The organism is Streptomyces venezuelae, assembly GCF_008642295.1.
Taxonomy (GTDB): domain Bacteria; phylum Actinomycetota; class Actinomycetes; order Streptomycetales; family Streptomycetaceae; genus Streptomyces; species Streptomyces venezuelae_C.
Window position 1 is genome coordinate 5,294,966 of the sequence record NZ_CP029190.1, and the last position, 17,966, is coordinate 5,312,931.

The following is a 17,966-nucleotide window of genomic DNA, read 5'->3' on the forward strand; positions in this document are numbered from 1 at the left end:
AACTGGTGCACAGGCCGTCTGAACTGCGAGGATGAAGGCATGGACAAGCAGCAGGAATTCGTCCTCCGGACGCTCGAGGAGCGCGACATCCGCTTCGTGCGCCTGTGGTTCACCGATGTGCTCGGTTTCCTCAAATCGGTCGCGGTCGCCCCCGCCGAACTCGAGCAGGCCTTTGACGAGGGCATCGGCTTCGACGGCTCGGCGATCGAGGGCTTCGCGCGGGTGTACGAGTCCGACATGATCGCCAAGCCGGACCCGGGGACCTTCCAGATACTGCCGTGGCGGGCCGAGGCACCGGGCACCGCCCGGATGTTCTGCGACATCCTGATGCCGGACGGCTCGCCGTCCTTCGCGGACCCCCGCTTCGTCCTCAAGCGCATCCTGGCCAAGACCTCCGACCTGGGCTTCACCTTCTACACCCACCCGGAGATCGAGTTCTTCCTGCTGAAGGACAAGCCGCTGGACGGCTCCCGTCCGGTCCCCGCCGACAACTCCGGCTACTTCGACCACACCCCGCAGAACGTGGGCATGGACTTCCGCCGCCAGGCGATCACCATGCTCGAATCCATGGGCATCTCGGTGGAGTTCAGCCACCACGAGGGCGCCCCCGGCCAGCAGGAGATCGACCTCCGCTACGCCGACGCCCTGTCCACGGCCGACAACATCATGACCTTCCGCCTGGTGATGAAGCAGGTCGCCCTCGAACAGGGCGTCCAGGCCACCTTCATGCCGAAGCCCTTCTCCGAGTACCCGGGCTCCGGCATGCACACCCACCTCTCCCTCTTCGAGGGCGACCGCAACGCGTTCTACGAGTCGGGCGCCGAGTACCAGCTCTCCAAGGTCGGCCGCTCCTTCATCGCGGGCCTGCTCCGGCACGCGGCGGAGACGGCGGCGGTCACCAACCAGTGGGTGAACTCCTACAAGCGCATCTGGGGCGGCTCCTCCCGCAGCGCCGGCGCGGGCGGCGAGGCCCCCTCGTACATCTGCTGGGGCCACAACAACCGCTCGGCCCTGATCCGCGTCCCGATGTACAAGCCGGGCAAGACGGGCTCCTCCCGTGTGGAGGTCCGCTCGATCGACTCGGGCGCCAACCCCTACCTCACCTACGCGGTCCTCCTGGCCGCGGGCCTGAAGGGCATCGAGGAGGGCTACGAACTCCCGGCCGGCGCCGACGACGACGTCTGGGCCCTCTCGGACGCGGAACGCCGCGCGATGGGCATCGAACCCCTCCCGCAGAACCTGGGCGAGGCCATCTCCCTGATGGAACGCAGCGAACTGGTCGCCGAAACCCTCGGCGAACACGTCTTCGACTTCTTCCTCCGCAACAAGAAGCAGGAGTGGGAGGAGTACCGCTCGGAGGTCACCGCCTTCGAACTCCGCAAGAACCTCCCGGTCCTGTAGCAGCGGGCAAGCGGAAGGCCGGGACACCCCCACGGGGTCCCGGCCTTCGGTGTTTTCGGTGCGCTGGTCCGGTGTCAGTCGGTGGCGCGGTACCAGGCTGTCAGGGGTGGGGTTGAGGCCGTGGGGGCCGGGGTGGGCTGGGTGGGGGACGTGGTGATGTGGAGGCGGGCGTCGAGGCCCAGGACCGCCGTGGTGGTGGGGCCGGTGGACTCCAGGACGCCGGCCGGGGCGCCCGCGTAGAGCATCGGGGACTGGGACCAGGCCGCCGGGCTGTCGAGGCCCGTGCTGGCGATGGTGCCCTTGTCCGAGCGGCCCGAGAGGAGGCGGCCCGCCGCGCTCACCGCGCCGTAGCCCGCCCGGCCGCCGGACTCGGTGACGGCCGAGACCTGGGGCTTGCCGGGGCCCGCCGTGACCAGGGCCGAGCGGACCACGCCCGAGTCCGGGCGGCGGAAGTACAGCCGGATGCCCTGGCCGTCGGGGGCCGCGGACAGCGGGACCGTGGTGGCCGGCAGGCCGGTGGCGAAGGGGCCCTGGAGCGGGGCGTCCGGGGTGGCGCGGGTCCAGGCCAGGACGGTGCGGCCGGTGGAGGCGAAGACGTGGGTGCGGCCGGCTGCGTCGGTCGCGGCCACCGGGTCGCTCTGCAGGTCACCGCCGCCCAGCTGGTGCCAGGGGCCGAAGCCGCCGGATGGGAGCTGGGTGCGGGCGCGCAGGCTGCGCTTGGCGTCGCGGACGTACACGGTGAGGCGGCCGGTACGGTCCACCGCGACCGCCGGTCCGCTGATCGCCGAGGTGCCGTCGGCGTCGGTGCCCTCCGGGGTGCCGGCCGACTGCCAGGCGCCGAAGGGGCCGTTGGGGGCGGACTGGACGGCGTACACGACCTCGCGCCGGTAGTCCTGCGCGCGGGTGCCCAGGGTGGTGCGGGTGCCGAAGACGGCGATGCGGCCGTCCGGCAGCCGGGCGGCGGAGGCGCCCGGGTCCATGCCGGTGCCGGGGAGCAGGACCGGTCCGGTCCAGGAGGCGTTCGGGCCGGTGCCGTTGCGGGTCCAGTGGGCCATACGCCCGTCCAGGGCGGCGAACGCCCAGAGCCGGCCGCCGGTGCCCTCGACCAGCCAGGAGGTGGTGTCGGCGCGGGTGTAGCGGATGCTGTGGGCCCAGATGTGGCCGGAGGGCAGGTTGCCGACCTTGCGGTCGCCGCAGCCGGCCGGGCTGCCGCAGTGGTTCTGCTTGTCGGCCCAGCCGTACGTCCGGAGGTAGCCGACCTTGGCCTGGACGGTGGTCGCGTCGAGGCTGCGGGGCAGGACGCCGTTGTGGTAGCCGAGGTAGTTCTGCACCGTGAAGTGCGGGCGGTTCTTGACCTGCGCGTAGCGCTCGGTGGCGGCCTGCGTGAAGCGGGCGCCGTACATGTGGTCCTGGTGGTCGTCCGGGGTGCCGCTCTTCGGGTGCTTGCCCGGGGTCGGGTCCTGCATCCGTATCGTCGTGGGCTTGTACCGCTCGATCACGCCCGCGATCGTGGCGATGACCTGGTCCTTGCTGTACGCGAAGGGCTGCTTGACCGGACTGTGGGCGCTGAGCTGGGACTCCAGCACGGGTATCTTCCCGTCCCACAGGCCGCGCAGGCTGTGGGGGCGGGGGGCGCCTATGTGACCGGCCTCACGGAGCTCCAGCCAGACCAGGTTCACCTGGGGCTTGGCCAGCAGGGTGTCGACCTCGGCCTGGCCGCCGCCGGCGGTGGGTATCGCGATGCGCTGCCAGGGGCTGGTGCGGTCGCCGGTGGCCATCTGGGCGTAGGCGGCGCGTATGCCGTTCTGGCGGGCCTCGGCGTAGCCCGGCTTGTCGGCCGGCGGCTTGGGGCCCTTGCCGGCCGCGTTGATCCCGTCGGACTCGCCGGAGGTGAGGTAGGCGGTGGTGAGCTTGGTCCCGGAGACCAGGGTGCGGCTGAGATCCGGGTTCATGAAGAACAGGTCGTCGTCGGGGTGGGCGACGATCTGGAGGACCGAGCCGTCGTTCGCGGCGGCGGGGCGGACTGCTGCCTTCCGGTCACTGGGTTCGTACCCGGCGTCCACGCCGGTCTCCTGGCCGTAGGCAACGGCGAGGACACCGGTGGCGCCGGCGGTGATCACGGTGAGCAGGGCCGCGAGGCGGATGCGCAGGGCAGGAAGCATCAGTCACCCCTGAGTGGTCGGTCCGGTGCGGAAATCCGCCGAGCAGTCAGATAGAGGTCAATACGGGGAACTTGGTTCACCGCGTCTGCCGATGACTCCACTGATTCCGGTTACGACCGGCTCCGATTGTGCCCTGTGCATTTGTGAAAGGAAAAATCGCCCAGGATCCGGACGATGAGGCTCCGTCAGTATGTCCTAGGTGGTGTGGGATGTTGATGGTTAGCGGCATTCGGGGTGGATTGTCCGGATTGTTGGGTGGGGGTGCGGGGGTGGCGGAATCGCTCTGGAGTGGGCGATCGGTTCCGGTGCGACTGCATACCCGGGCTGAGGATGGGCGGGCTGACCAGGTCTTTTTCCAGGCGCGGGGCTGACGGGGCGTTGGCTTCCGGGTGGGGTGGGGGGTCGGGGGCCCTTCGTTGCCGCCGCAATCGATGATTCGCGGGCCGCGCGCAGCGTGTTCGGAGGATGCGGGTCCGGTTACCGGGGCGGGGCCTGGCAGGGGATTCCGCTTCTCGTTTGTGACCTTGGACACGTCAGGGCTCCCGCCCCGTCGCGATGTGACGGCAGTCACCGCGGAGGCCGTGGAGCACGCGGCGATATGACGCACCGTGGGGCGCAGCACCTGCCGGAACGAAGGGTATGGATAGGCTCGGCGGGGGCAGGCCAGTGGCGTGGATTACGGCGGGAGGCGGAGCGGGATGACGGTCCCCGGACGCAGGAGCAGCACCTTCATCCGGCTGCTGCGCAGCGGGTTCACGGACCCCTCGGCCGCCGCCCGGCTGCTGGACTCCGCCGCGCTGGCCGCCGTACGCACCGATCCGGTGCTCCTCGACGCGCTCGGTGTGACCGCCGACCCGGACCTTGCGCTCGCCGGCCTGGTGCGGCTGGCCGAGGCGCAGAGCGAGGCGGAACGGCCCGCCCTGCTGTCCACGCTGATCAGCGCCAAGCCGCTGCGGGACCGGCTGCTCGGGGTGCTCGGCTCCTCCGAGGCCCTCGCCGACCACCTGGCCCGGCACCCGCAGGACTGGCAGGCCCTGGTCACGTACGAGGCCGCCGACCTGCACCCCGGTCTCGCCGAGTTCGAGGCCGGGCTGGCCCAGGCCCACGACCCGGTCACGCTGCGGATCGCCTACCGCCGCTGCCTGCTGTCCATCGCCGCCCGCGACGTCTGCGGCACCACCGACGTCGCCCAGACCGCCGCCGAGCTCGCCGACCTGGCCACCGCCACCCTCCGCGCCGCCCTGCGCATCGCCTCCGCCGCCGCCCCCGAGGACGCCGCCCTGTGCCGGCTCGCCGTCATCGCCATGGGCAAGTGCGGGGGCCACGAGCTCAACTACGTCTCCGACGTGGACGTGATCTTCGTCGGCGACGCCGCGAGCGGGGCCGACGAGGGCAAGGCCCTGCAGGCCGCCACCCGGCTGGCCTCGCACCTGATGCGGATCTGCTCCGAGACGACCGTCGAGGGGACCATCTGGCCGGTCGACGCCAACCTCCGCCCCGAGGGCAGAAACGGTCCGCTGGTCCGCACCCTCGCCTCCCACCTCGCCTACTACCAGCGCTGGGCCAAGACCTGGGAGTTCCAGGCCCTGCTCAAGGCGCGGGCGGTGGCCGGCGACGAGGAGCTCGGCGCCGCCTACATCGAGGCCATAACGCCCCTGGTGTGGCAGGCCGCCGAGCGCGAGAACTTCGTCGCCGACGTCCAGAAGATGCGCCGCCGTGTGGTGGACAACATTCCCGCCGCCCAGGTCGACCGCGAGCTGAAACTGGGCCCCGGCGGACTGCGCGACGTCGAGTTCGCCGTGCAGCTGCTCCAGCTCGTCCACGGCCGCAGCGACCCCGCCCTCCGCTCCGGCACCACCCTCGACGCCCTGCACGCCCTCGCCGCCGGCGGGTACGTCGGCCGCGCCGACGCCGCCCAGCTCGGCGACGCGTACCGGTTCCTGCGCGCCATGGAACACCGCATCCAGCTCTACCGGCTGCGCCGCACCCACCTCGTCCCGGAGGACGAGGCCGACCTGCGCCGCCTCGGCCGTTCCATGGGCCTGCGCACCGAACCCGTCGTCGAGCTCAACAAGGCCTGGCGGCGGCACGCCTCGGTGGTCCGGCGGCTGCACGAGAAGCTGTTCTACCGGCCCCTGCTCGACGCCGTCGCCCAGCTCGCCCCCGGCGAGACCCGGCTCTCCCCGCAGGCGGCCGGCCAGCGCCTGGAGGCCCTCGGGTACGCCGATCCGGCCGCCGCCCTGCGCCACCTGGAGGCCCTCGCCTCCGGCGTCACCCGCAAGGCCGCCATCCAGCGCACCCTGCTGCCCGTCCTGCTCGGCTGGTTCGCCGACTCCGCCGACCCGGACGCCGGCCTGCTGAACTTCCGGAAGGTCTCCGACGCCCTCGGCAAGACCCCCTGGTACCTGCGGCTGCTCCGGGACGAGGGCGCCGCGGCCGAGAACCTGGCCCGGGTGCTGTCGGCCGGCCGGCTCGCCCCCGACCTGCTGATGCGCGCCCCGGAGGCGGTGGCCCTGCTCGGCGACCCCGAGGGCCTGGCACCGCGTACCCACGAGGCCCTGGACCAGGAGGTACTGGCCGCGGTCGGCCGGGCCGAGAACGCCGAGGCCGCCGTCGTCGCCGTCCGCGGGGTCCGCCGCCGCGAACTCTTCCGCACCGCCGCCGCCGACATCATCGCCTCGTACGGCACGGAGGACCTGCCCGCCGAAGAGGACCCCGGCGCCCTGGTCGACCGGGTCGGCAACGCCGTCTCCGACCTCACCGCCGCCACCATCGGCGGAGCCCTGCGCGCCGCCGTCCGCGACCACTGGGGCCACACCCTGCCCACCCGGTTCGCGGTGATCGGGGTGGGCCGCTTCGGCGGCCACGAACTCGGCTACGGCTCCGACGCCGACGTCCTCTTCGTCCACGAACCCCGCGAGGGCGTCGACGAACAGGAGGCCGCCAAGGCCGCCCAGACCGTCATCGCCGAAATGCGCCGGCTGCTCCAGCTGCCCACCGCCGACCCGCCGCTCCTGATCGACGCCGATCTGCGGCCGGAGGGGCGCAGCGGCCCGCTGGTCCGCACGCTCTCCTCCTACGCCGCCTACTACAAGCGCTGGTCCCTGGTCTGGGAGAGCCAGGCCCTGCTGCGGGCCGAGCCGGTGGCCGGGGACGAGGAGCTAGGCCGCCGCTTCACCGAGCTGATCGACCCGCTGCGTTACCCCATGGAAGGCCTCGGCGAGGACGCCGTACGGGAGATCCGGCGGCTCAAGGCCCGGATGGAAGCGGAACGCCTGCCCCGCGGCGCCGACCCGACCCTGCACACCAAGCTCGGCCGGGGCGGGCTGAGCGACGTGGAGTGGACGGTGCAGCTCATCCAGCTCCGCCACGCCTGGGCCGAGCCGGGGCTGCGGACCACCCGCACCCGGCAGGCCCTGGCCGCCGCACAGGCGGCGGGCCTGATCCCCACCGAGGAGGCGCAGATCCTGGACGAGGCCTGGGTACTGGCCACCCGGGTCCGCAACGCGGTGATGCTGGTCCGCGGCCGGGCCGGCGACACCTTCCCGTCCGAGGCCCGCGAACTGGCGGCGGTCGGCCGCTACCTCGGCTACGGCGAGGGCCGGGTCGGCGAGATGCTGGACGACTACCGCCGTATCACCCGCCGCGCCCGCGCGGTGGTGGACGAGCTCTTCTACGGCGCCTGACCGGCCCCGGCCCGGCACGGAGATCCGCGCCGGGCCGGGGCCGGGGCCGGGGTGCTCAGAACGGGACCGTCAGGCAGCCGTGGCGGGCGCCGGCCGTGCCGGCCTGGCCCGTCGGGCCGGTCTTGGTGTGGTGGTCGTGGATGATCACGGAGCCGGCGCGCCGGTCGTCCGGGAACCGCCAGTCGACGACCGCGCGGGCGGTGGCATTGCCGTGCTCGTCGGTGGTGAAGTCGAGCCAGATCTCGTTGTGCGCGTTGGCGTACGCGGGGTCCGTCGAGGGCTGTACCGGGTCCTGCTCGTGCTGGAAGTGGCCCCCGGCCGCGGTCGGATCCGTTGCACCGCAGGAGGATTTGTGGGCATGTGCGCCATATGCGCGGTTCGGTGCGAGGCCCCAGACGCGCAGCCTCACCACCGTCCCGCCGTCCGCGCCGTACTGCGCCCGGACGCGGGCGGTGGCTGCCCCGGGCGGTACGAAGGTCGCGTGGTACGAGACCAGCGGCTGCCGGCCGGTGTCGACCCGGTCGGATCCGCCGCCCGCGGCCGATCCCGCGGCCGATCCCACGGCGAGCGGTGCGGCCGGGCCGGCGAGCAGGGCGGCGGCGAGGCCGCCGGAGGTGAGGATGCGGCGCATGCGGCGAGTACGGCGAGTACGGCGAGTGATCATGGGGTTCCCTCTCGACGGGGCTCCGGCCGGAGCCGTCCGGCCCCTGGCCGCCCCCGGTCCACCACCCTGCCCCATGCAGGCGCCACCGGCCCGTGGTGGCCGCGCAAACGGGTGATACGGCCGGGCGCCCCAGGGCCCCAGGGCCCTGAGCCCTAGGAAGAGGAAGAGGAAGAGGAAGAGGAAGCGAAGCGGGCCTTCAGGTAGGCCATGGCCGGATGCGGGCTGTCGTCCTGCGGGAGCTGCGGCAGGCGGTGCGGGAGAGAGCCGTACCAGGCGTAGGTGACCGCGTATCCGAAGGCCAGGCAGATCATTCCGCCGACCGCGTCCAGCCAGAAGTGGTTGGCCGTGGCCACGATCACCACCAGGGTGGCGGCCGGGTACAGCAGGCCCAGGATCCGGGCCCAGGGCGCGGAGGCGATGGCGAAGATGGTCAGCCCGCACCAGAGCGACCACCCTATGTGCATCGAGGGCATGGCCGCGTACTGGTTCGACATGTTCTTGAGGTTGCCGGAGGCCATCGAGCCCCAGGTGTGGTGGACCAGCACGGTGTCGATGAAGTTCTGGCCGTTCATCAGCCGGGGCGGGGCCAGCGGATACAGGTAATAACCGACCAGAGCCACACCGGTGGTGGCGAACAGGACGAATCGGGTGGCTGCGTACCGGCCCGGGTGGCGGCGGTAGATCCACACCAGCACGCCGATGGTCACCACGAAGTGGAGGGTGGCGTAGTAGTAGTTCATGCCCACGATCAGCCAGGTCACCGAGTCCACGGCGTGGTTGACCGATTCCTCCACGGCGATGCCGAGCGAGCGCTCGACGTCCCAGATCCAGTCGGCGTTCCGCAGCGCGGCGGCCTTCTGCTCGGGCACGGCGTTGCGGATCAGCGAATAGGTCCAGTAGCTCACCGCGATGAGCAGGATCTCGAACCAGATCCGCGGCCTGCGCGGGGACCGCAGCCGCTCAAGCAGCGCACGCCCGCTGCCCGGTCGGCTCTCGGCGGTCGCACTGTCGGGCAGGCTGGGCGACGAGAGGTCCGTCCGGGTTTCCAGTGTCTTCACGCTCGATTCACCCATGAGGACAGAGTCTGCCAGATGGCTCGCCGCGCCCGATCATCCCTGGGTACGGTCTTGACCGTACCGGCATCAGCCCTGTGGTGGACGGCGAACCCCAGCCGCCCCCGCACCCCCACCCGCACCTTCCCCCTCACCCTTCCTCATCCGCGGCCCGGCCCGGAGGCCGTGGAGCCGCGGACGACGAGTTCCGGCAGGAAGACGAATTCGCTGTGGGGGGCCGGGGTGCCGCCGATCTCCTCCAGCAGGGTCCGGACCGCCGCCTGACCCATGGCCTGGACCGGCTGCCGGATGGTGGTCAGCGGCGGATCGGTGAACGCTATGAGGGGGGAGTCGTCGAAGCCGACCACCGAGACGTCCTGGGGGACCCGGAGGCCCTGCTGCCGGGCGGCCCTGATGGCACCGAGCGCCATCATGTCGCTCGCGCAGACGATCGCGGTGCAGCCGCGGCCGATCAGCGCGGTGGCGGCGGCCTGCCCGCCCTCCAGGCTGTACAGGGAGTGCTGGATCAGCTCCTCCGCCTCCGCCTCGGACCGGCCGAGCCGTTCCTGTACGGCGGCCAGGAACCCCTCGATCTTGCGGAGCACCGGTACGAACCGCTTGGGGCCGACCGCGAGCCCGATCCGGGTGTGGCCCAGGGCGGTGAGATGGGTCACCGCGAGGTGCATGGCGGCCCGGTCGTCGGGGGAGACGAAGGGGGCCTGCACCTTGTCGGAGAAGCCGTTGATGAGGACGAACGGAACGCCCTGCCCGCGCAGTTGGTCGTAGCGGGTCATATCGGCGGTGGTGTCCGCGTGCAGTCCGGAGACGAAGATGATGCCGGAGACCCCGCGGTCGACGAGCATCTCGGTGAGCTCGTCCTCGGTGGAGCCGCCGGGGGTCTGGGTGGCCAGGACCGGGGTGTAGCCCTGCCGGGTCAGCGCCTGCCCGATGACCTGGGCGAGGGCCGGGAAGATGGGGTTGTCGAGCTCGGGGGTTATCAGTCCGACCAGCCCGGCGCTGCGCTGGCGCAGCCTGACCGGCCGCTCGTACCCGAGGACGTCGAGGGCGGCCAGCACGGATTCGCGGGTGGCCGCGGCCACCCCGGGCTTGCCGTTGAGGACCCGGCTGACGGTGGCTTCGCTGACCCCCGCCTGAGCTGCGATGTCGGCAAGCCGCGCGGTCATAGGACTGGACCCTACAAGGCGACCGCTCACCTTGCCCACCACGTGCACGAATCCGGCGGCAGCAGCACGGTACGGGCCCCCGGCTCGACCGGGGCGCTGGACAGGACCGGCCGCCCGGGCACCGAGAGTTCGACCGGGTCCGGGAGGGTGTTCACGGTGCAGGCGAACCCGGGCCGGGTGAAGAGGAGCACCCCCTCGGGGGCGGGCAGCCAGCGCAGCGGGCCGGCGTCGGGGGAACCGAGGCCGGGCAGGGCCCGGCGGAGTTCGAGGGCGGCCCGGTACAGCTCCAGGGTGGAGTGCGGGTCGCCGGTCTGCGCGGCCACGGTCAGGCCGGCCCAGTCGCCGGGCTGGGGGAGCCAGCTGCCGCCGGGCCCGAATCCGTACGGCGGCTCGGTACCGGACCAGGGCAGCGGCACCCGGCAGCCGTCGCGGAGGCCGTCCTGGCCGGCGGTGCGGAGGTAGGCGGGGTCCCGGCGGGCCTCGGCGGGCAGGTCCGCCACCTCGGGCAGGCCGAGCTCCTCGCCCTGGTAGAGGTAGGCCGAGCCGGGCAGCGCCAGCATCAGCAGGGCGGCGGCGCGGGCCCGGCGCAGGGTGCCGTAGCGGGTGCGGTGGCGGACCACGTCGTGGTTGGACAGCACCCAGGTGGTGGGTGCCCCCACGGCGTCGGTGGCGGCCATCGACTCGTCGATCACCGTGCGGATGGCGGCGGCCTCCCAGGGGCACTTCAGGAACCGGAAGTTGAAGGCCTGGTGCATCTCGTCGGGGCGGACGTAAAGGGCCAGCCGCTCCGAGGTCGGGGCCCAGGCCTCGGCGACCCCGATGCGCTCGTCCCCGTAGGAGTCGAGGAGGGTGCGCCAGGAGCGGTGGATCTCGTGGACCCCCTCCTGGTCGAAGAAGGGGAGCGGCTGGCTGCCGATCAGGGTGGCCTGCTCGCAGGCGCCTACGTCGGGCAGGCCCTCGGCCTTGACCATCCCGTGGGCCACGTCGATCCGGAAGCCGTCCACTCCGAGATCCAGCCAGAACCGCAGCACGGAGGCGAATTCCTCGGCGACCTCCGGATGGTCCCAGTTGAGGTCGGGCTGCTCGGGGGCGAAGAGGTGCAGATACCACTCCCCGTCCGGGACCCGGGTCCAGGCCGGGCCGCCGAACACCGATTCCCAGTCGTTGGGGGGCTCCGCCCCGTCCGGGCCGCGGCCGGGACGGAAGTGGTAGCGGTCCCGGCGGGCCGGATCGGCGAGCGCCTGCCGGAACCAGGCGTGCCGGTCGGAGGTGTGGTTGGGGACCACGTCCACGATCACCTTGAGACCGAGGCCATGGGCGGCCCGGACCAGGTCGTCGGCGTCCGCGAGATCACCGAAGAGGGGATCGACGGCCCGGTAGTCGGCGACGTCGTAGCCGCCGTCGGCCTGCGGGGAGACATAGAAGGGGGTGAGCCAGACGGCGTCCACGCCCAGCCGGGCCAGATGCGGCAGCCGCTCGCGGACCCCGCGCAGATCCCCGATGCCGTCTCCGTTGCTGTCCGCGAAGGAGCGGACGTACACCTGGTAGATGACGGCTTTGCGCCACCAGCCGCCGTTCGCGGCAGCGTCGCCGGAAGCGCTTGCAAGGCCGGCAACGCTTGCAAGGCCGCGGTCGGTGAGCTCCTGGGTCATACCGGGTCAACGCCGAGAGCACCGTCCGGACACGCGGATGTAACAATCGCCTCCGCTTGCAGAAATTTGCCGCAAGGGCTTTCGGTCTTCTTTCAGCCTTGTTACGTTCCTGGCAACTCGGGACCGCGAGGGCGCGGCCGGGATCATCGAAGGAGTTCATATGCGGCGTGGCATAGCGGCCACCGCGCTGATCGCGGCCCTGGCGCTCGCGGCAACGGCTTGCGGCGGTGACGACAAGGACGCGGGTGGCGACACGAAGGCGGGCGGGGAGCTTTCGGGCACCGTCACCTGGTGGGACACCTCGGGCGACGCCGAGAAGGCGACCTTCAAGAAGATCGCAGAGGCGTTCACGGCGAAGCACCCGAAGGTGACCGTCAAGTACGTCAACGTGCCCTACGGCGACGCTCAGAACAAGGTCAAGAACGCCTTCAGCAGCGGCTCCGACGCCCCCGACGTGATCCGCGCCGACGTCGGCTGGGTGGCCGACTTCGCCTCGCTGGGCTACCTCGACGAGGTGCCGGCCGAGACCGCGAAGAAGGTCGACGCCGAGTTCCTGAAGCAGGCGGCGGCCAGCGGCAAGTACGAGGGCAAGACCTACGCCGTCCCGCAGGTCATCGACACCCTCGGCCTCTTCTACAACAAGAAGATGCTCGCCGACGCCGGCGTCCAGCCCCCGAAGACCCTGGAGGAGCTGAAGACCGCCGCCGCCGCGATCAAGGCCAAGACCGGCAAGACCGGCCTCTACCTCCGCGGCGACGACTCCTACTGGGCGCTCCCCTACCTCTACGGTGAGGGCGGCGACATGGTCGACGCCAAGACCAAGACCGTCACCATCGACAACGCGGCCGGGGTCAAGGCCTTCAAGGCCGCCCGTGACCTGGTCACCTCCGGTGCCGCGACCACCAACGCCACCGACGGCTTCACCAACATGCAGGCCGCCTTCAAGTCGGGCGAGGTCGCGATGATGGTGAACGGCCCGTGGGCGGTCGCCGACACCTACGCCGGCGAGCAGTTCAAGGACAAGGCCAACCTCGGCGTCGCCGCCGTCCCGGCCGGCTCGGCCGGCCAGGGTGCCCCGCAGGGCGGCCACGACCTGGCCGTCTACGCCGGCTCCAAGAACCGCACCGCCGCGCACGCCTTCGTCGAGTACCTGACCTCGCAGGAGGTCCAGGTGCAGACGACCAAGGAGCTCAGCCTGCTGCCGACCCGGACCGCCGCCTACGAGCAGCCGGACGTCAAGGGCAACGAGATGGTCACCTTCTTCAAGCCGGCCGTCGACAAGGCCGTCGAGCGCGCCTGGATCCCCGAGAACGGCAGCCTCTTCGAGCCGCTGAAGGTCGAGTGGACCAAGGCCGTCACCGGTGCATCGAGCCCGGAGGACGCCGCCAAGTCCGCCGGCACCTCCTTCCGCAAGATCCTCAAGGGCTGGAAGTAACAAGCGAATGGCTGCTGCTGACACCAGCCAGCCGGTGGCGAAGGCCGCGGGTGAGAACCTCACCCGCGGCCGGAGCCGCGGCCGGCTCCGCCGCGCACTCGGCACGCACTGGTACGCCTGGACGATGGTCGCCCCCGTGGTGCTCGTCCTCGGAGTGATCATCGGCTGGCCGCTGGTCCGCGGCATCTACCTGTCGCTGACCGACGCCAACGAGCGCAATGTGGGCCGTACCATCGGCGCCAACCACATCGAGGCCACGTACGAGTTCATCGGACTCGACAACTACACGGCGGTGCTCGGCGACCCGGTGTTCCAGCAGCGGCTGGTGTGGACGGTGATCTGGACCGTCGCGTGCGTGTCGATCACCTTCACGCTGGGGCTGGTCCTGGCGAACATGCTCAACCGGAGCTTCAAGGGCCGCGGGTTCTACCGGATGGCCCTGATCCTCCCGTGGGCGGTCCCCGGCTTCGTCTCCGTGTTCGCCTGGCGGTTCCTCTTCAACCGCGACAACGGCATCCTCAACAAGATCCTGGAGGGCGGCGGCATCGCCGGCGTCCCCTGGCTGGACGACCCCACCTGGGCCAAGTTCGCGGTCATCACCGTCAACGTCTGGCTGGGCGTCCCCTTCATGATGGTGGCCCTCCTCGGCGGCCTGCAGTCCATCCCCGGCGAGCTCTACGAGGCCGCCGAGATGGACGGCGCGAGCGCCTGGCAGCGGTTCCGGCACATCACCCTGCCCGGCCTGCGGGCCGTCAGCATGACGGTGATCCTGCTCTCCACCATCTGGACCTTCAACATGTTCCCGGTGATCTTCCTGCTCACCCGGGGCGGCCCGGGCGACGCCACCGAGATCCTGGTGACCCAGGCCTTCCGCGAGGCCTTCGTGGAAAGCCCGCGCGATTTCGCCGGCTCGGCCACCTGGGGCGTGCTGATCCTGCTGCTCCTGATGATGTTCGCGCTGGTCTACCGGCGTTCGCTGCGCAAGCAGGGAGAGATGTGGTGACCATGACCACTGCCGAGACCCCCGCGGGAACCGCCGCCGGCACCACCGCGCCTGCCGCCGCCCGCCGCTCGCCGCGCAAGCGGGGGGAGCGCAGCCCGCTCGCCTCGGTCGGCCTGCACGCCACCCTGGTCGTGGCTTCCGTCGTCGCCGTCTTCCCGGTGCTGTGGGTCCTGCTGACCTCGCTCAAGCCCGCCGACCAGGCGCTGACCACGGACTTCGTCAAGGACACCACCCTCGACAACTACCGCAGCCTGGTGTCGGACACCCACTTCTTCACCTGGTTCGGCAACTCCGTCCTGGTCGCCGGCATCACCACCGTCCTCGGTGTGTTCATCGCCGCCACCACCGGCTACGCCGTCAGCCGCTTCCGCTTCCCCGGCATGCGCCCGCTGATGTGGACCCTGCTGATCACCCAGATGTTCCCGGTGGCCATCCTCATCGTGCCGCTCTACAACCTGATGGGGCAGCTGGGCCTGCTCAACCAGCCGCTCGGCCTGATCATCACCTACCTCACCATCGCGGTGCCGTTCTGCGCCTGGATGATGAAGGGCTTCTTCGACACCATCCCGGTGGAGATCGACGAATCCGGCCGGGTCGACGGGCTCAACCCCTTCGGCACCTTCTGGCGGCTGATCCTGCCGCTGGCCAAGCCGGGCCTCGCGGTCACCGGCTTCTACTCCTTCATCACCGCCTGGGGCGAGGTCGCGTACGCCTCCGCCTTCATGGTCGGCGAGGAGAACCTCACGCTGGCCGGCGGACTCCAGACCTTCGTCACCCAGTACACCTCCAACTGGGGCGCGATGACCGCCGCCTCGGTGCTCATCGCCATCCCGGCGGCGGTCTTCTTCGTCTTCGCCCAGCGCCACCTGGTCGCCGGCATGACGGCCGGCGCCACCAAGGGCTGACCCGCCCGCCCCGCCCGCCTCGCTCGCACCGTTCGTACCGCTCGCCCGACGTACGTACCCGTCCCAGCACGGCGCCGCCCCCGACCACGGCGGCGCCGTCCCACCCCGAAACCTCAGGGATGACATGACCCAGCACCTCGCTGCCCCCGCCGCACCGACCACCGGCACGCACACGGGATGGTGGAGAGACGCGGTGATCTACCAGGTGTACCCGCGCAGCTTCGCCGACAGCAACGGCGACGGCATGGGTGACCTCGAGGGCGTGCGCAGCAGACTTCCCTACCTCAAGGAGCTCGGGGTCGACGCCGTCTGGCTCAGCCCGTTCTACGCCTCCCCGCAGGCCGACGCGGGCTACGACGTCGCCGACTACCGGGCCATCGACCCGATGTTCGGCACCCTGCACGACGCAGACGCGCTGATCCGCGAGGCCCACGGCCTGGGCCTGCGCATCATCGTGGACCTGGTGCCCAATCACTGCTCGGACCAGCACGAGTGGTTCAAGCAGGCGCTGCGCGAGGGCTCCGGCTCCCGGCTGCGCGAGCGCTTCCACTTCCGTCCCGGCAAGGGCGAGAACGGCGAACTGCCGCCCAACGACTGGGAGTCCATCTTCGGCGGCCCGGCCTGGACCCGGGTCGCGGACGGCGAGTGGTACCTCCACCTGTTCGCCCCGGAGCAGCCCGACTTCAACTGGGAGCACCCGGCCGTCCAGGACGAGTTCCGCTCCATCCTGCGCTTCTGGCTCGACCTGGGCGCCGACGGCTTCCGGGTCGACGTGGCCCACGGCCTGGTCAAGGCCCCCGGCCTGCCCGACCTCGGCGCCAAGGACCAGCTCAAGCTGCTCGGCAACGACGTGATGCCGTTCTTCGACCAGGACGGGGTGCACGAGATCTACCGCTCCTGGCGCCGGATCCTCGACGAGTACGAGGGCGAGCGCGTCCTGGTCGCCGAGGCCTGGACCCCGACCGTCGAACGCACTGCCCGGTACGTGCGCCCCGACGAGATGCACCAGGCCTTCAACTTCCAGTACCTGACCGCCGACTGGGACGCGGCCTCGCTGCGCGAGGTCATCGACGGCTCGCTGGCCGCGATGCGCCCCGTCGGCGCCCCCACCACCTGGGTGCTGTCCAACCACGACGTCACCCGGCACGCCACCCGCTTCGCCAACCCGGCCGGGCTCGGCACCCAGCTGCGCGAGCCGGGCGACCGCGAGCTCGGCCTGCGCCGGGCCCGCGCGGCGACCCTGCTGATGCTGGCGCTGCCCGGTTCGGCGTACGTCTACCAGGGCGAGGAGCTCGGCCTGCCCGACGTCACCGACCTGCCCGACGAGGTCCGTCAGGACCCGTCGTTCTTCCGCGCGGCGGGCCAGGACGGCTTCCGCGACGGCTGCCGGGTCCCGATCCCGTGGTCCGGTACGGAGGCCCCGTACGGCTTCGGCACCGGCGGCAGCTGGCTCCCGCAGCCCGGCTCCTGGGCGGAACTCAGCGTCGAGGCGCAGACCGGAGACCCCGACTCCACCCTGGAGCTGTACCGGGCCGCCCTGCGGCTGCGGCGCGCGCACCCGGAGCTGGGCGCGGGCGAGGCGGTCGAGTGGCTGGACGCCCCCGAGGGCGTACTCGCGTTCCGGCGCGGCGGCTTCGTCTGCACCGCGAACACCACCGGCGAGGCGGTGCGGATACCCGCGCCCGGCACGGTCCTGCTGGCCAGCAGCCCGACCGAGGACGGGGTGCTCGCCGCCGACAGCACGGTGTGGTGGCAGGTGTGACGTCCCCGACGTCTCCGCTGCGGCTGACGGACATCGCTGCGCAGGCGCAGGTCAGCGAGGCGACCGTCAGCCGGGTCCTCAACGGCAAGGCGGGCGTGGCGGCCGGCACCCGGCACAAGGTGCTGGCCGCCATGGACCTGCTCGGCTACGAGCGCCCGGTCCGGCTGCGCCGCCGCAGCAACGGCCTGGTCGGCCTGCTCATACCCGAGCTGACCAACCCGATCTTCCCGGCCTTCGCCCAGGTCATCGAACAGGCGCTGGCCGGGCACGGGTACACGCCGGTGCTGTGCACCCAGACCCCGGGCGGGGCCACCGAGGACGAGCTGGTGGAGCAGCTGGAGGAGCGGGGCGTCACCGGCATCGTGTTCCTCTCCGGCCTGCACGCGGACTCGGCCGCCGATCCCGCGCGCTACCAGCGGCTGGCGGCGCGCGGGCTGCCGTTCGTACTGATCAACGGCTTCAACGAGGCGGTGAGCGCGCCGTTCGTCTCCCCGGACGACCGGGCGGCGGCGAGGATGGCGGTACGCCACCTCGCCGACCTCGGCCATGAACGGATCGGGCTGGCCATCGGCCCGACCCGGTACGTCCCCTCGGCCCGCAAGGCTGAGGGCTTCCGCGCGGCCATGGCGGAACTGGGCCTGCCGTGCGGCGAGGCGGACATCCAGCCCACCCTGTTCCGGGTCGAGGGCGGCCACGCCGCGGGCGGGGCGCTCATCGACCGCGGCTGCACCGGCATCGTGTGCGGCAGCGACCCGATGGCGCTGGGCGTGATCCGGGCGGCGCGGGAGCGGGGACTGCGGGTGCCGGAGGACGTGTCGGTCGTCGGCTTCGACGACTCCCCGCTGATCCCGTTCACCGACCCGCCCCTGACGACCGTGCGGCAGCCGGTGCGCGCGATGGCGACGGCGGCGGTCGGCGCGCTGCTGGAGGCGGTCGGCGGCACCCCGGTCCAGCGCACGGAGTACGTCTTCCAGCCGGAGCTGGTGGTCCGCGGCTCCACCGCCCAGGCCCCGTAGGGGCCCCCACGAACTCGGGGCTCCTCCCCGAGACCCGCCAGGTG

At 71.8% G+C, this 17,966-nt stretch carries 12 protein-coding genes; 7 read left to right on the top strand and 5 right to left on the bottom strand.

Annotation, left to right across the window (positions count from 1 at the left end):
* The first annotated feature begins 39 nt into the window (after positions 1-39).
* On the top strand, positions 40-1,401 hold the full coding sequence (locus DEJ50_RS23880) for a glutamine synthetase family protein (protein ID WP_150210155.1): 1,362 nt from the start codon (positions 40-42) through the stop codon (positions 1,399-1,401).
* Between the two features lie 74 nt (positions 1,402-1,475).
* On the opposite strand, the gene DEJ50_RS23885 is transcribed toward DEJ50_RS23880, so the two are convergent.
* Positions 1,476-3,563, bottom strand: a complete 2,088-nt coding sequence (locus DEJ50_RS23885) for a PIG-L family deacetylase (protein WP_150210156.1) — start codon at positions 3,561-3,563, stop codon at positions 1,476-1,478.
* Between the two features lie 698 nt (positions 3,564-4,261).
* Here DEJ50_RS23885 and DEJ50_RS23890 point away from each other — a divergent pair.
* A complete protein-coding gene (locus tag DEJ50_RS23890; protein WP_150210157.1) occupies positions 4,262-7,249 on the top strand; it encodes a bifunctional [glutamine synthetase] adenylyltransferase/[glutamine synthetase]-adenylyl-L-tyrosine phosphorylase in 2,988 nt (995 codons plus the stop codon).
* A gap of 55 nt (positions 7,250-7,304) precedes the next feature.
* Here DEJ50_RS23890 and DEJ50_RS23895 read toward each other — a convergent pair whose 3' ends face one another.
* The 4 genes from DEJ50_RS23895 to DEJ50_RS23910 all read right to left on the bottom strand — a co-directional run bounded on the left by DEJ50_RS23895 (position 7,305) and on the right by DEJ50_RS23910 (position 11,801).
* The gene (locus tag DEJ50_RS23895; protein ID WP_150210158.1) at positions 7,305-7,880 is read right to left on the bottom strand and encodes a superoxide dismutase family protein; all 576 of its coding nucleotides are present in this window, start codon (positions 7,878-7,880) and stop codon (positions 7,305-7,307) included.
* A gap of 185 nt (positions 7,881-8,065) precedes the next feature.
* Entirely contained in the window at positions 8,066-8,986 is a 921-nt protein-coding gene (locus tag DEJ50_RS23900) for a phosphatase PAP2 family protein (protein ID WP_150210159.1), read from the bottom strand.
* A gap of 140 nt (positions 8,987-9,126) precedes the next feature.
* A complete protein-coding gene (locus tag DEJ50_RS23905; protein WP_150210160.1) occupies positions 9,127-10,149 on the bottom strand; it encodes a LacI family DNA-binding transcriptional regulator in 1,023 nt (340 codons plus the stop codon).
* Positions 10,150-10,175: 26 nt separating this feature from the next.
* A complete protein-coding gene (locus tag DEJ50_RS23910) occupies positions 10,176-11,801 on the bottom strand; it encodes a glycoside hydrolase family 13 protein (protein WP_150210161.1) in 1,626 nt (541 codons plus the stop codon).
* 160 nt (positions 11,802-11,961) lie between these two features.
* Between DEJ50_RS23910 and DEJ50_RS23915 the strand changes: the two genes are divergently transcribed.
* The 5 genes from DEJ50_RS23915 (at position 11,962) to DEJ50_RS23935 (ending at position 17,922) form a co-directional block, all read left to right on the top strand.
* Complete coding sequence (locus DEJ50_RS23915) at positions 11,962-13,236, top strand: extracellular solute-binding protein (protein WP_150210162.1); 1,275 nt, start codon at positions 11,962-11,964, stop codon at positions 13,234-13,236.
* Positions 13,237-13,243: 7 nt separating this feature from the next.
* On the top strand, positions 13,244-14,239 hold the full coding sequence (locus DEJ50_RS23920) for a carbohydrate ABC transporter permease (RefSeq protein WP_150210163.1): 996 nt from the start codon (positions 13,244-13,246) through the stop codon (positions 14,237-14,239).
* Positions 14,240-14,241: 2 nt separating this feature from the next.
* The gene (locus DEJ50_RS23925) at positions 14,242-15,144 is read left to right on the top strand and encodes a sugar ABC transporter permease (protein ID WP_150212326.1); all 903 of its coding nucleotides are present in this window, start codon (positions 14,242-14,244) and stop codon (positions 15,142-15,144) included.
* A 124-nt stretch (positions 15,145-15,268) separates the two neighbouring features.
* Positions 15,269-16,906, top strand: a complete 1,638-nt coding sequence (locus tag DEJ50_RS23930) for a glycoside hydrolase family 13 protein (protein WP_150210164.1) — start codon at positions 15,269-15,271, stop codon at positions 16,904-16,906.
* The gene (locus DEJ50_RS23935; RefSeq protein ID WP_411757637.1) at positions 16,894-17,922 is read left to right on the top strand and encodes a LacI family DNA-binding transcriptional regulator; all 1,029 of its coding nucleotides are present in this window, start codon (positions 16,894-16,896) and stop codon (positions 17,920-17,922) included. Before DEJ50_RS23930 ends, DEJ50_RS23935 begins: the two co-directional genes overlap by 13 nt.
* Positions 17,923-17,966 lie beyond the last annotated feature (44 nt).